Consider the following 14,809-nt stretch of genomic DNA (forward strand, 5'->3'; position numbering starts at 1 on the left):
CGGCTCCTATTAGTCTTGTTTACACATTTTCGCCTTGTATCGGGAATCAACAAATGACACAGATCCTAAAAAGTAGTCTTCGTCCACGGTGGTGAAAAAATAAAAATTGCCAGCAACGACGCTTAAATATCTTTGATCTGTCGTATTGAGTTTTAATCCCTCTTTTGAGCCCAAATGATTCTTATAAAAACTAGTTATTTCCATAAATTTTGAACAGCCAGATCCAAAAACCTTTCCACGCAACTCCTGAGGCAAGGCCCGGCTGACATAAAACACTCGCAGATTATCAAAAGCCTGACCCTCTTGAAGTTCGTGGGGCAAATCTATTTTAAGTCGAAAGTATCCCTTCTTTTTTGTCACCCAATTGCGAAAATCAACTATAGCTCCATCTTGGCGTAAGGGGATCTGAATGACTTTGTGGCTCAATACGCCAGGTGTCTCCTCCGACATCGTCACCGAAACCACCATGTGCCGCCGCTCTAAAGCCACTTTATCTAGAATACTAGTGGACCCCGCAGCCTCTTTTTCAGCACTCTTGTTTTTCTCTGTGTTAGCAATGAATTCGTCGATCATCACGGCAAGGGGCCGTGGCATTTTTAGACTCTTATCAAATTCTGAGGCATGCCCAGTATGAACTGATGATGTTGTCTCTGCACTGGAGGAGTGACCGTGATCGTTGGCCCCACTGGAAACAACGGCAAAAAGGATAACAACAAATAATAGAGTCAGCCCACCAATATGACGATGAAAACACTCAGTTCGTTTGAGCTGCATCATTGCCACTCATTTCCGCCTTAATCTTCAACAGAGGGCGGTAGTTGGGCGCCAACGCCAACCCTCGCGATAGGTACTCCTCGGCCGTCCCCTTATCTTGCTGCGAAAATATAATCTGACTTAAACCAGCTATGGCTTGCAGAGAACGAGGATGTTTTTGAATCAGCTCATCCCACACTCTTGCCGCACATTCGTAGTTTTTCTCATTCTGGCAATATCGCCCCATTACTATTAAGGGAGCGACGAAAGATCTTTGCTTGTCACTTTCAATGGCCGCATTCCAAGATGACAACGCCTTATCCACAAAACCTAGCTCAAAAAGAATAAATCCCTGCACTGTCTTGACCAGAGGATCATTGGGACTTTGAGCCACCGCTTTATCGATCGTACGACGGGCTTCTGTGAAGCCATCCTTAACTTTTGCATGACAATAAGCCGCCAAAGCAATTGCCCGAGGCGAGAAATCAAACTGACTCGTAAGCGTTTCACACCAAGACTTTAGTGCATCCCATCCAGCGGCGTCTCTGTAAATAAAGGGATCATGATTAAAATCAGATGTTTGATAGGGATCTATATCTAAAATCTCAGAAATTCGCTGTTCCCAATCCATCTTCGTTGCAGCCAAGAAATCCAGATAGCTTCGACTGAGCAAAATTTCTTGTTGGTAATCTCCATCAAGGTCGTAACCCTCAAGCACCTGCTTTACATCACGAACGGCGACCTTATCACCTTTTGCATGTTGGCTTACCGCCACTCGAGCCAACAGCACATAGGCGATGGGATCAAACGGAGCCTGGCGAAGGGCCGACTGCAGGTGTCCATTGGCCGCCCCCCAGTCTTTTTCTTTAATAGCGATGGCAGCCATATTAATCAGAGCCCGCATATCAAAGGGGTTTCTTGAAATCACTTTTTTCAATGTTTGGCGGGCTCCGTTGATATTTCCTTCTAGCAAGTCAATCACACCAAGACCCAGATCAATTTCATCCAGAGGAGCTCCGGCCTTACCGCTAACCCCTTGCAACAACCTTCGCGCCTCCGCTGTTTGGCCCTCGATTTGGGCAAGCAATATGGCTTTTCGAACCATCACGTCCGGCTGATTTAAATCTTCTGTCGCTAATTTTTTATAGGAATCCAATGCCGCTTTGTAATCGCCAGTGAGGTATGAAAAATCAGCCTCAACAAGAGCACGGCTGGCTTCTGTTTGTTTCGCTTTGGGTTTATCTATAAATCGAGTGTAACCCACAAAGGCCAGGGCGAGGATGACAATGACTCCCGAAATAAACCACATGGATTGAGAGGCTCGATCCGTTTGCTTCGTCAGAGCCGAGTCACCCATGTATCCGTAGGCATTTCCCTTTGGGGCGGCGCCAGATCTAGACATTGGCTCTTCGTCAATATCCTCGTACACAATTTCGTTACCGTGTCTATGCAGTGAAATATCATCTGTGAGATCGTCTCTCACATGATCCACGCGTTCGGTAATACTATCTGTGGAAGTCATGCTCGCCGTTGACATAGTGGAGGTGATTTCATCAATGGCCGAACCACCACTTTGCCGCATTTCTTCAACGGCCTTTGCGAATTCGACCTCATCTCTTATGTAATTCCAGCGACGAAACGGTCGGGAGACTTCATCAAAGACCGCAAGTTCTTTATTTTTCAGTAAATGAACTACTTCGTCTGTGGTGTACGGGCCTAAAACCCGACCACTGCTTTTTACCAGCCAATGTGGAGTGCCTTGCTGTCCAGCCACAACCAATTATCTCCTAATGTCGAAAATGCCGTTGCCCCGTTAAAACCATTCCCACACCACGTTTCTTGGCCGCAGCCAATACTTCGTCGTCTTTAATTGAACCACCGGGCTGAATAATCCATTGAATCCCCGCATCGGCGGCTAACTCTACAGAATCTGCAAAAGGAAAAAAGGCGTCACTCGCCAACACGGCACCATTGGCTCCGCCGTGAAACTCGGCCGCTCGAGCCAAAGACTGTTTCACCGCATCCACACGGTTCACCTGGCCCATACCCAGACCCAGTGTCATCCCGTCGGCGGCCACCGCAATGGCATTACTCTTGAGGTGAGCACACACCTGCCAAGCAAACAATAAGTCCTCTTGAACCTTGTCCGTTAAATCACCACCAACCACTTTCCAATCCGATGACCAAGTCATGGCCACGGCGTCCTGCTGTTGCAACAAAAATCCACCCAACACCGAACGCCATTCCACTTGTGCTTCTTTTTTCATCAAATTCTGCCACTGCAAAATTCGTAGGTTAGGTTTTTTAGCAAAAACCTGTAAAGCGTCCTCAGAAAATTCAGGAGCAACGACGCACTCTAAAAACAATTGACTCAATAAATGGGCTGCCTCTGCATCCACAGTCTTATTTATCGCTACAATGCCGCCAAAAACACTCACGGGGTCAGCTGCCAATGCCTTTTTCACGGCCACCGATGCATCGGGGGATCGCCCCACTCCACAGGGGTTATTGTGCTTCACCGCCACACAGGTGGCCCCCAAGTCGAACTCTCGCAACGTTCCCACTGCAGCATCAATATCTAAAATGTTATTGTACGAAAGTGCTTTTCCCTGAATCACATGGGCTCTATGGATACCCTCGCTCTGACCAGCCGTTAGGTTTTTGTACCATCCCGCTTGTTGATGGGGATTTTCTCCATAACGCAAGGGCTGCACAAAGGCTCCTGCTGCCGTGGTTTCAGGCTCAGGAATAACCTGTGGTGCGGGGGCGGTCTGATTAAGGTAAGCACTCACCGCCGAGTCGTATGCGGAGGTGTGAGCAAACACTTTCGCCGCAAGTCTCCGGCGATCGTCCAATGTTAATTCTCGTTTATTTAAGATCCATTCGTAGTCGTTAGGATCGCAAACCACCGTTATGCGTTCATAATTTTTAGCTGCCGCACGCAGAAAAGATGGCCCACCAATATCGATATATTCAACCTGCTCTTGTTCATTGACGTTGCCCGAGCGCATTTGTTTTTCCCAAGCATTAACAAACGGATACAAATTACCCACGACCAAATCAAAGGGCGCCAAGCCCTCAGCCTCTAGTAAGGCCAGGTCATCCGCCACATGGCCTCTTGCCAGCAAACACATATGAACTCGGGGATGAAGAGTTTTTACTCGTCCATCCATAACTTCAGGAAACCCTGTTTGTTCAGACACATCTAAAACTGAAACTCCTGAGTCACGCAGAATCTGGGCCGTCCCCCCTGTGGACACAATTCGGGTATGGGCTGAATTCAAAGCCTGAGCCAATTTCTCAAGGCCGGTTTTGTCAGAAACAGAGATTAAAGCATTCTTAAACATCAAAACGAAACCTGCGACGCAAAGAGTTTTAAATCATCATTAGTTAAAAATAGTCCCGCCCCAAAAAAGGCCGATCCATTTCCAGCTGTTGAAACTAAATCATCGCCCCCGCCCACGACATAAACGCCGCGAAAGAAATTATAGCGAGCAAATGCGCGAAGATTAAGGTCTGTGAATTCGTACAGTTCTAACGATAACTTCATCCGACGACGAAAAAGATTATAATCAAATCCCATGCCCGCCGCATTTTCAATGATTCCACCTTTGACCGTCCAGTTATAAAAGTTCTTAGCAAACAAGGCTGTAAATTTAATGTCCTCAAGTTTGGTTTCTGCCGAGCGGGTGGTCGTTTGTGGATTACTGTCGATTTGCTCAACCAGTTCCGTATTTCGAGTCACGCCTCTTGGATCATCAATCACAGATAATTCATAATAGCGATCTAGGCCCGGCTGAAATTTAAATGAAAGATATGACTTAAAAACGTCGGCACTCGCCAAATACTCTGAGTGATAGTCAACGCTGGTTTCAAGGGTTTGCGCACCCCCAATCAACTCATTGACGTTATAAACAGCCTGATTGATTTCGTTTATAGTCTCTTCGTCGTTAACTAAACGCCCCAGGGTCCCCTCGCCGTTGTTTATTTTGGCGGTGATTTCTTCTACGTTTTTCAATGAACGATCAATGCGAGATAAGCTGGCAATCGCCTTATCAATAGAATGACCGAGGCCTCCCTCGCCGTCTTTACCTAGGTAGTTATCTAAACTTTCTGTGATTGATGCCACACGCTCGATAATTTGATTCAAATTTTCTTTATTCTGTCCGGAAACATCAGATAGATCTTGAGTGAGATTTTCAATGTTATTAACAATGCGGCCCAAGGGAGTGGTGCGATCCCCTTCTCCACTCATGGCCTTATTCAAAGTGTCAGCCAAGCCGCGGAGCGAGTCGGTAATACGCCCCACCTCATTGACCAGCTCATTGATTGAACTTTGTTTATTGGGGCTTGAAATCTCCGAGCCACTCGCGATGAGTGGATCACTGGTTTTTCCTGGAATTATCTCAACGTGTTTATCACCCAAGATTCCATCCGCCCGAATTTCAACCTCTGAAGACTGAGTGAGTTTCACATCTTTGCCTACCAACAAATGGACTCGCGCCCGCCCGCCTTCGACCAGTTCAATGTCTTCAATAATACCGACTTTAATACCAGCCACTTTTACAGCACTGTTCTTAACCAAACCGTTGGCGTCATCGAGATCAAACCAATATTTGTTGGAGCCACCAAATACATTAGGGCCTTCGGCCACTTTCATCGACATAATGCCAATGAGTGTAGCCACCACCACAACCATCACACCAACTTTGAACTCAGGCGTATTGAAAAACATTACGACTTTTTGTAACCTTTCTCGATAAAGCGCTGCACTAACTCTTCGTTAGAACTCAAGAAATCCTCTGGCCTACCAGACAACAAAACTCTGCCTTTATCAAGCATAACAATATAGTCACCAATCTTGAAGGCCGCAGCCAAATCATGCGTGACAACTATGCCCGTTGAATTCTTTTGCTGACGGTGCGTGTCTAAAATCAAATTATCAACCATTTCAGTTAAAATGGGATCTAATCCCGTGGTGGGCTCATCGTACAGAAGAATTTCTGGATCTAAGGCCAGGGCTCTGGCCAACCCCACTCGCTTTAACATTCCGCTGCTGAGTTCATTGGGGTATTTTCCGTAATGCTGACGGTCAAAGCCCGCTTGTTTCAGTTTATCAATTCCTATTTCGACGATCTTTTCGGGACGCAAATCAGGCTTGTGTTCGCGCAAAGGGAAGCAAACGTTTTCTAAGGCTGTCATGTCGTCAAAAAGGGCGACGTGCTGAAACAATACCCCGAGTCGGGTGCGGAACCGAATCAGCTCTCTGGGCCGCATTTCATTCACGTCATTACCTAAAACCTGAACCCGACCTTCTGTGGGGTGAATCAACCCCAGAACATGCTTCAAAAGAACACTTTTGCCGGTACCGCTATAACCAATGATAATTGTCAGTTGTCCTCTAGGAATTTCTAAGTCGATGCCGTCTAGAACAAATTTCTTTCCGCCATCAAAAGACTTGCGTACACCGCGCAAAGCCACCGCCGGCGCTTGCATTAAAGGGCATCCTTGATCGAGTAGAATAGGCGAATAATATTTGTGGTGAAAAAATTCACAACGATGATCAAAACCATACTGAACACCACGCCGGAGTTGGTCGCCTCGCCCACGCCTTTAGCGCCGCCGCTGGCATGATATCCCCGGTAGGTACAAATGGCTCCAAATGTGCCGCCAAAAATAGCGGCCTTAATCAAACCTTCATTGATGTCTCTCGGATTTAACCAGAGCTGAATTTTGTCCCAAAAGATGGCCTCATCCAAATGCAAAACATGAACACAGAGATAATACGATCCCGACATGGCCACAAAATCAAACATTCCACAAAGAAGTGGCATTGAAACCAGTGCGGCCACCAACCGCGGTGCCACCAAGTACTGGCGCGGGTCTATACCCATAACTTCCATGGCATCTATCTGTTCGGAAACCCGCATAGTGGCTAACCGCGCTGCCATAGCACCACCGGCTCTGGCCGCCACAATCAATCCCGTAAGCACGGGTCCAAGCTCGCGGGTAATACCGAGCGCGACCGTTGGTCCAACTAGGTTTGTCGCATTCACCAAATTAAAACCCAAATAGATCTGATAGGACATGGCCATGCCTGTAAAGGCACCGGTCAATGCGATAATAAAAATAGATTTATTTCCGATAAACTCCATATGGCGAATGATTTCGCCAAACCGATAGGGCTGGGTAAACAACAACGGAAACGATTGTTTAAAGAAAATGATGGTGCGACCTGTCTCCACAAAAAAACCATGGAACATTCGCCATAAAAACAAAAAAAACTCATCGATGACGCGATTCACTTTTTCACGGCGCTCTAACCAAACTGTCATGCTTTAACCTCGGAAATATTACCACTTAGATATTCTCGAGGCACTCTAGAAGCAATACCAGTAAAGATTTCGTAGGAAATGGTCTCAGCCAAAGTAGCGATTTCATCAGCCGCAATGGCCTGGTCCTGCTGCTGCCCGATCACCACAACTTCCTCACCCAAAATGGGAGGTGGTGTTGCCACATCTGTAATGTCTACCAAAATATAATCCATACACACAGTTCCTATCACCGGGACTCTTTGACCGCGGTACAATACCACGCCCTTATTTGATAGGCGACGAGGAAAACCATCAGCATAGCCAAATGCCACCGTCCCAATAACCGAAGGCCGTGGGGCTTGCCAGCGGCCGTTGTAAGAAACTCTTTGGCCCTTATCAATGCGATGTAAGTTCACAATACTGCTGTGCACCTGCAACACACCATGTAAACGAGGTTTTTTTGGATCCGCATGGCCCTCCTGTGTCCCCAAAATCTCAGGGCAAACCCCGTACAGGGAAATACCAGGGCGTGCCCCCAACCCCTTACTCAACTCATTGCCGCTTTGATGTCTAGCCACAAGAGCGGCACTATTGAGGGCATGTACAGAGAATTCTCCGCTCCAGCCACTGAGAATGTGGCGGAAGGCTCGAAGTTGAGTTTGGGTATATCCCTCTGCATTAAATAGGTCCTCCCCGTCAGAAAGATGTGTGCACAGACCCTGCACGTGCAGCTTTTTTTGCGCATCGAAATATTTTCGCAAGGGTATGACTTCAGCTGGCGAAAAGCCCAATCGATGCATTCCGGTATCAAACTTAATGTGTACGGGATATTGGCTATTCAGTGGCAGGTTTTGATCTAAAACTTTCACCTCTTCCCAGCTACTTAAAACCGGAGTTAACTTGTGGGCCAGCAATGCGTGAGCCGAAACATCGGTGTAGGTAGGACCAAACACAAGTATTTGCACCTTATCCAGCCCCGCCACTCGGAGCTGCACCCCTTCTTCAACAAGGGCCACACCAAGATGGTTCACTCCTATTTTCACTAATTGCTTTGATACTTCGATGGCACCATGCCCATAGGCATTTGCCTTAACCATAGGACAGAAAAATTCTTCTGGTGCGACCATGCTTCGCAACTCAGTCAGGTTTGCACAAAGTTTTTCAAGATCAATACTGGCAAATGTGGAGCGCAGCCTCGGACCTGAATTCATTTTCTCTTCCTATTTCGGTTCAACAAAAAAATCGGGGACAAAGTGAGACGGCACTGACGACAAACACACCCGGTTATGGCCAGCTCTCTTTACTTGGTCAAGGGCCTCATCGACCGCCTTCAGCAGTTCATCGGCATCACTACAAAGCGAAGGATATTCACCCACACCAATACTCAAAGTCACCGTGGGTGGGTTTTTCACCAAGTGGGCAAGGCTCAAGGTCTCAATAATTCGGCGCAGACGTTCTGATTTTAGTGCGGCCCCCTTCTTCGGAGTGTGAGGCATAATCAAGCCAATCTCTGTTGGCCCCAAGCGCCCCACAACATCATTGAGACGGCTGTTCTCTGACACCACCTGGGCTATGGCTTTTAACAATACATGAGCGTCCCGCGGCTGCTGTTCTAAATATTTTGAAAAATGATCTATGGATAAAATGGCCAAACTCACCGGTTGTGTGATTCGCCTGGCCCGAGACACCTCGGCGCGCACTGCTTGCAAAAAATTTGACCGGTTAAGCAGTCCGGTCACCTCATCGACCTGACTTAGCCGATGAATTTTCCGCTCGAGCCCCTGAGTGATGGCCAACTGCCCAAGAGCACCTAAACAGGCTTTTACATAGGGGTCGGTGGCTTCGCCATTTTTCACTGTCACAGAGTTCACTGGCAACACAAAAATGCCTCGAACGTCACTTTGAACTCGAAAAACAAAGGCATCGTATTGGGCCCACCCTAGCGTGTTCTCTACAAGTTGCTTCATCCCAGTGATGCGCTGTGGATCTTGAAGCTGTTCCATTGGGGGGAGATTTGCGTTTTCCGTCAGGTCGATTCCGTGGCCGCGCACCCCAACCAAAGAGTGTCCCTCGGCTTGTGCTAAAACCAATGATTGTTGGCCCGGAAGGTATTTAAAAAAGGCGATGGCCTCACCGCTCAAATAGCGGCGACACTCTTTTAAAAAATGTTGAACAGAGGCTTCTAATGTTTTCTTTTTATGCAACTCTACCAACCACACTTCAAATAAGGCCAAGCTTGAGGGCGACGCTTTGGGTCTGCCCTCTTGCAGCTGATCTTTGAGTTGTTCATTCATGTAAATAAAATAATTTGTGGTTGCAGCGCGATCCACCGCCTGAATTAACAAATCTGTATGACTTAAAGGAAGGGCTAAACAGTCGTAGATGCCTTCACTATAAAGAGACACTCCTTGTTGAAACTGTTCATTTTCTGCCAACAGAATTAATTGCACCTCTGGCAATAGACGCAGTAGATGTTTCACTAACTGTTTGTCGACATCAGCATTATCACTGAGGGCCAGCAACACAATATGCGGCGGAGTATCGCTAATCCGCTGTTCGATTTCAATTTGATCAAGAACGAGGTGACAATTATAACCCGTCTGCCCAAGCCGATTGGCCACTTCACTGCCACGATGGGAATCTCCATCGATAACGAAAACAGAAAAAGCCGAACGGTATTTAGCTATATTCAATTCTCAACCCTCACCTTGGGAGGGCGAATCACCACTTGAAACTCTTCGGCCTCTTCGTCGATGATTGCGCCAGACCTAGAGACTTCGCTAGACTCTGCATGGGTGTCAACGGCTTTCCAATCCTCAGCCCCATTTTCAGACACAGAAAGGGCCAACTCCGGCGCCTCTTCTTCCTGCACGTCCATCACAACCTCATCTTCATCGTCTGGAAGCTCTCCGGCAAAGGTCATTTCATCGGGAGCCGGAGCCACGGGCAAGCCGTCGGCGGACGATCCCGTTAGAGGTTTGAGCTTACTGGAGTCTCCCGGCACATTGGGATAAGGAGCGTCAGACTCTTTGCTGGGCACCACAGCATGGGCTGTCACAGAAGTTTTCAAATCTAAGGCCGTCTGTAGACGGTCGCCATCAATAGTGGGAAAGGAAATCACAAATGTCGCACCGGAGGCATTATCTATATCTAAAAAGATTTCCCCCCCCATAGCTGTCACTAAACCCTTTGCCACAGACAACCCCATACCAGACATATCAGAATATCCCGGCAAAGAATAAAATGGATCAAAAACCCGATTAAAATCTCCTTCAGGCAATGTAGCAGAGGGCACATAAATCTTTAGAGTTAAGGACTGCCCCTTTGGCTCAATATCAAAATTCATTTCTTTTGGGCCTGCTGCATTTAAAATTCCGAGACTGAAGCCAATCACTTGCTCCACGGCCTGCTGCACGGCTTTCACATCTATGTCTATCAGTCGATCTGTGGACAAAGATTTTGACACCTTAACATGCTGATCGGCCAAAGTTTCTTTAAACACTCCCAATGCGGTAAGCACCACATCTTGTAGGTCTGACTTTTGCCGTTTGAAATCTTTAACCCCTACAAAGCGATTGAGATTCTCCACAATATCTCGACCCCGCCGAGCTTCGCGCTCTATCACTGTGAAGTGTTGGCGAAGATTCTTTTCTTGGGAGAGTGTGCGCGCCATTTGAGCGTGTCCGAGAATCGCAGAAAGTGGCCCTTTAAGCGAAGCCGCCAAACTGCCGCCCACCTTTTTTAAAACATCATTTTCTAGATCTCGCCGCACTTCCTCATTGTCATAGGCTGAAACTTTGGTGCTTTTGGGATTTACCAGGACCGTATTTTGCGGTGTCATTTGACGGGTTTCCACTGGCAATGGACTCTGCGAGGCTAAACGCATTAATGCATCTCTCACTCCATTTTCATGAGCACCAAAAACATCTGAGGGTTTTGGAGTCTGACCTGCCGCAATGTTCAACACAGCACCTTTAAGATACTCCAGTTTGTCCATAGACGGCTTAACCATAACCCACAAAAGGGCCGCCAAAAACAGGGCAAAACCCAGCCCCATAAACAGAAAGGTCAACCCATAATTTTCTGCCGCGGTGACTTGGCCCATTGCCGGGACGGCGATGGCCACATAGAGGTTTGTGTTCGCCACTTGCTCATAGGCACCAACCAAATAATCGGCACTAAAATTACGAAACTCACCGGTGGCTTTTAAATTTTGCTGCCCCACCAGTTGCGATATTAATGGGTGTCGCTGAAGGGATGCTCCCAAATACTCTTGATCTGCGTATCCAAGGGCTAGACCCCTGTTGTCTACGATAAACACTTCATCTGAACCTGACTTAAACGCCTGATTCAAATCTGCAAAAAATTGAATGGGCAAAAAGGCCAATCGAACCACGCCACTGGTTTTTGCAGAGGACATTACAACAATGTAAGGCAGCCCCTTGTCGTCTAAAACTCGAGTCCAAGCTGTGGATTCCTTGGAGACTCTGGCAAAGGGCAAATCCGCAGCCAATCGAGTCATTGCCGTTAAATCCTTGCCAAAGGCGGAACTTTGGCTGACCAGCCACTGGGGTTTCCATTGACCATCACTTCCAACGACAAAATCAGATACGGCCAAAAAAACTGATTTATAGATGAGTCCCTGCAAATCCGACTCAGACTCGGGCATTGATCGAAGCGAATAGTTAACAGCGTCCACATGGGTCTGCACAGATCGGCGCAATAAAGTGGCCTCTTTCACCGCATGTTTCTGCAACGCTTGAGCCTGTGAAATTTTTAATTGCCGAGCCGTCTCCCAAATGGCCGCTCCTGTAAAGACCAATACGGCCATAATGGTAGCTATCACGGTCCAATGTTGAATCTTCATAACTAGGCCCCTTGCCTATTGCGGCAGATTGTTTTCTTGTTGTTTTTCTTCTTCCGGATAGCGAAACACAAAACCAAAGCCAAAATACATGGACACGCCTGGGTTCACATTAAATTTCATATCGGCACGAAACCAAAGGGGTTCACCAATTTGGGCCATGATCCCGCCGCCCATATGCCCCCCTCCGAATATCTTCCAATCTGTTTGACTTGTACCCAAATACCGATGGGCATCAGCACCAATATAGAATAACCCCAACATTTCTTCTAAGGGATAGTTAATTCGATAACTCAAGGATAGGTTCTGCCAATCCACACCCTCATCATGTCCGACCATGCCTCCTAATTCGACAAACGGACCTCGCTTAGTCGCCCAGGACATCCTCATGCCCCACATGGACATGATTTCAGTCACGTACTCCACTTGATCGGGCAAGAAAACCCCAGCATGGGCCCCGAGCTCAAAGCCTATAGGCTTTTCTTTACCGTCGCCCTGTTGGGCTTCAACACTGGCGGCAAACAGATGGGTTGTCATGACAAAAACAGCGGCTAAATAGTATATTTTTTGTTTCATCTTCATTATGGTAATCCATTCGTAAGAGGTGAACAATGCTGCTTGACCCATCGTGTGAAAGTTCCGATATTAATTTTAATGGCGAAACGATACGAAGGCCAATTACTTGGCTACGATGACACCGAAATTTTTTACCAAACATGGGAACCCAGCGAAACCCGAGGTGTGATCGTTGTCACCCACGGCATGGCTGAACACTCTGAATGTTACCATGAATTTGCTGAAGAGATAAGCAACGACGGCTGGATGGTAGTAGGATGGGACCTTCGAGGACATGGTCGATCCGGTGGCAAACGCGGATACGTGGCCGATTTTTCCGACTATATATCTGACCTTGAAAAAACCGTAAGCCATATTTTGACCGAACAAAGTGGGGGCGGCCAGCCCTTGGTCCTGCTTGGCCACTCTTTGGGCGGCTTGATCACCACTTTGTTTTACCTTAAAAACCAAACCAAAGAGGTGAAGGCCTTGTGCTTAAGTTCCCCCGCTTTGGGTTTAGCTATCAAGGTCCCCAAGTTCAAAGATACCCTGGCTCGCTTGGCTGCCGACTGGATGCCCACCCTCACCCTCTACAACGAGATCAAATATTCGGATTTGGTGCGCGATGAGGCCAAACAAAAAGCCTACTCCCATGACCCTCTACGTCACGATAAAATTTCACCTGCCGTATTTTTGGGAATGCTTGCGGGGTTTGATACGGCCATGCAGGGAGCAAAATCCATTCAGATCCCACTTTTACTGCAGCACTCCGGAGATGACCGCATTGTCAGCCCCGATGCTGCAAAAAAGTTTTTTGAAAAGGTCGGTTCTGATCAGAAAAAAATCATTGTATATAAAGACAGCCTGCATGAAATATTTAATGACCTAGACAGAACCGAGGCCATTTCGGATCTGCGTGAGTTTTTGCGAAGAATTAAGTAACCGCCGAGGACCTATGAAATTCAATATTTGGCTAATAGCTCTCGTTGCCGTGTCCATTCAAGGCTGTGCCAGTTCTGATACCTACGAGCAAACAATTCGCACTCACTCACAGGAAGTTAAGCGATACCAGGGGTTTTACAACCAATACGAAGTGGGCGCCACACTTATGGATACGAGAGTGACCTCATCCATTTTAGAGCGCATGGCTGAGTTTAAAAAGTGGTCACCTTCGAAGCTGCAAGAGGAAATCGACCGCGCAAAGGGCGACAGCCATTCCAATACCAAATTATTTTTAAGCCTGTATACGCCGGAGCGGCAACACAACGATCTTGATAAGTCTAAATCCATGTGGGAAATCTACATGGAAGTGGACGGTCGTCGCTATGAAGGTCGCGTGAAAAAGAAGTCGGACCTCAACCTTTTTGAACTCAAATCCCTCTATCCCTACCATACCCGCTGGAGCAAGGGCTATGAAGTGGTCTTTGGCGTGCCGTTTTCAGCCATTGAAGGACACCCCATTAAGGTTGTTTTGGCTAGTTCACTAGGAGCCAGCGAATTTAAATTTTAGCTCCGTGGCATTCATCGATACGGGGAGGTAGTATGAAGATTCAACCCTTTAGAAATTTCACGGACGAAGAACGAGACACCTGGAAACTTCTTTTCCGAAACTTAGAATACAGCAGAACCCACCAAGCGCATCCCATTTTTCCAAAGGGTGTTAAGGCCCTAGGGTTGTGTGAAGACCTGCCGGATCTCGATGAGGTGAACGAAATACTCATGGACTTTACGGGATGGCAGGGTGTTCCCGTGGAAGGGCTTGAAGATTTCGAGAGTTTTTACCCCGGCTTAGCGGAACGAAAATTTCCCATTGGCAACTTTATTAGAGATCGGCAGGATATCACCTATACACCGGCACCAGACATTTTTCACGACCTCTATGGACACCTCCCCCACTTGACCGATCCAGATTTTGCACAGTTCTGCGAAAACTATGGACGCCTAGCTAGCCGGTACTTGGGGCAACCTGAACGAATAATTAAGCTAGAACGGTTTTTTTGGTTTACCGGCGAGTTTGCATTGGTTGAAACACCAAATGGCCGCCGCATTTTTGGTGGCGGCATCTTGTCGTCAAAAGGGGAGTGCGATTACTCCCTCAGTGATAAACCCACAGTCCGCCCTTTCTCGGTGAAAGAAATCACTGATCAAGATTACCGAATTGATATTATGCAAGAAACTCTTTTCCTTCTTGAAAGCCCCGAACAGCTTTACAACAGCTTAAGCGAACTTGAGAGTATCATTGAAGATACTCCCGCGCTTATTGATGCGGCCAAAGGTAAGAAGACTTCTTAAAATATTTTTTGGCGCCAGTCCGATGGCTCCG

At 47.3% G+C, this 14,809-nt stretch carries 13 protein-coding genes; 3 read left to right on the forward strand and 10 right to left on the reverse strand.

The features are described from left to right. Positions 1-9 precede the first annotated feature (9 nt). The 10 genes from H6626_08960 to H6626_09005 form a co-directional block, all read right to left on the reverse strand. The gene (locus tag H6626_08960) at positions 10-777 is read right to left on the reverse strand and encodes a hypothetical protein (protein USN46346.1); all 768 of its coding nucleotides are present in this window, start codon (positions 775-777) and stop codon (positions 10-12) included. After that, positions 755-2,527, reverse strand: a complete 1,773-nt coding sequence (locus H6626_08965) for a hypothetical protein (GenBank protein USN46347.1) — start codon at positions 2,525-2,527, stop codon at positions 755-757. The genes H6626_08960 and H6626_08965 overlap by 23 nt, the downstream gene beginning before the upstream one ends. Positions 2,528-2,540: 13 nt before the next feature. Further along, positions 2,541-4,100 (reverse strand): bifunctional phosphoribosylaminoimidazolecarboxamide formyltransferase/IMP cyclohydrolase, encoded by a 1,560-nt coding sequence (gene purH / locus H6626_08970; protein USN46348.1) that lies wholly within the window; start codon positions 4,098-4,100, stop codon positions 2,541-2,543. Then, positions 4,100-5,488 carry an MCE family protein gene (locus tag H6626_08975; GenBank protein ID USN46349.1) on the reverse strand — a complete coding sequence of 463 codons (1,389 nt, stop codon included), beginning with the start codon at positions 5,486-5,488 and terminating at the stop codon, positions 4,100-4,102. The genes purH and H6626_08975 overlap by 1 nt, the downstream gene beginning before the upstream one ends. Then, complete coding sequence (locus H6626_08980; GenBank protein USN46350.1) at positions 5,488-6,249, reverse strand: ATP-binding cassette domain-containing protein; 762 nt, start codon at positions 6,247-6,249, stop codon at positions 5,488-5,490. The genes H6626_08975 and H6626_08980 overlap by 1 nt, the downstream gene beginning before the upstream one ends. Beyond that, positions 6,249-7,016 (reverse strand): ABC transporter permease, encoded by a 768-nt coding sequence (locus H6626_08985; GenBank protein ID USN48989.1) that lies wholly within the window; start codon positions 7,014-7,016, stop codon positions 6,249-6,251. Before H6626_08985 ends, H6626_08980 begins: the two co-directional genes overlap by 1 nt. Before the next feature lie 68 nt (positions 7,017-7,084). Continuing rightward, complete coding sequence (gene alr / locus H6626_08990; GenBank protein ID USN46351.1) at positions 7,085-8,278, reverse strand: alanine racemase; 1,194 nt, start codon at positions 8,276-8,278, stop codon at positions 7,085-7,087. Between the two features lie 9 nt (positions 8,279-8,287). Beyond that, positions 8,288-9,760 carry a diguanylate cyclase gene (locus tag H6626_08995; protein USN46352.1) on the reverse strand — a complete coding sequence of 491 codons (1,473 nt, stop codon included), beginning with the start codon at positions 9,758-9,760 and terminating at the stop codon, positions 8,288-8,290. Beyond that, positions 9,757-11,934, reverse strand: coding sequence for a sensor histidine kinase (locus H6626_09000; protein ID USN46353.1), 2,178 nt, complete (start codon positions 11,932-11,934; stop codon positions 9,757-9,759). The genes H6626_08995 and H6626_09000 overlap by 4 nt, the downstream gene beginning before the upstream one ends. Before the next feature lie 15 nt (positions 11,935-11,949). Then, positions 11,950-12,513 carry a hypothetical protein gene (locus H6626_09005; protein USN46354.1) on the reverse strand — a complete coding sequence of 188 codons (564 nt, stop codon included), beginning with the start codon at positions 12,511-12,513 and terminating at the stop codon, positions 11,950-11,952. A gap of 72 nt (positions 12,514-12,585) precedes the next feature. On the opposite strand from H6626_09005, the gene H6626_09010 reads away from it, so the two are divergent. Genes H6626_09010 through phhA form a run of 3 tightly spaced genes read left to right on the forward strand, consistent with a single transcriptional unit; the run spans position 12,586 to position 14,778 of the window. Next, complete coding sequence (locus H6626_09010; GenBank protein USN46355.1) at positions 12,586-13,428, forward strand: lysophospholipase; 843 nt, start codon at positions 12,586-12,588, stop codon at positions 13,426-13,428. Between the two features lie 13 nt (positions 13,429-13,441). Beyond that, positions 13,442-13,996, forward strand: coding sequence for a hypothetical protein (locus tag H6626_09015; GenBank protein ID USN46356.1), 555 nt, complete (start codon positions 13,442-13,444; stop codon positions 13,994-13,996). Between the two features lie 32 nt (positions 13,997-14,028). After that, positions 14,029-14,778 (forward strand): phenylalanine 4-monooxygenase, encoded by a 750-nt coding sequence (phhA, locus tag H6626_09020; GenBank protein USN46357.1) that lies wholly within the window; start codon positions 14,029-14,031, stop codon positions 14,776-14,778. Positions 14,779-14,809: the final 31 nt, after the last annotated feature.

This window comes from Pseudobdellovibrionaceae bacterium (assembly GCA_023898385.1).
In the GTDB taxonomy this organism is placed as follows: domain Bacteria; phylum Bdellovibrionota; class Bdellovibrionia; order Bdellovibrionales; family UBA1609.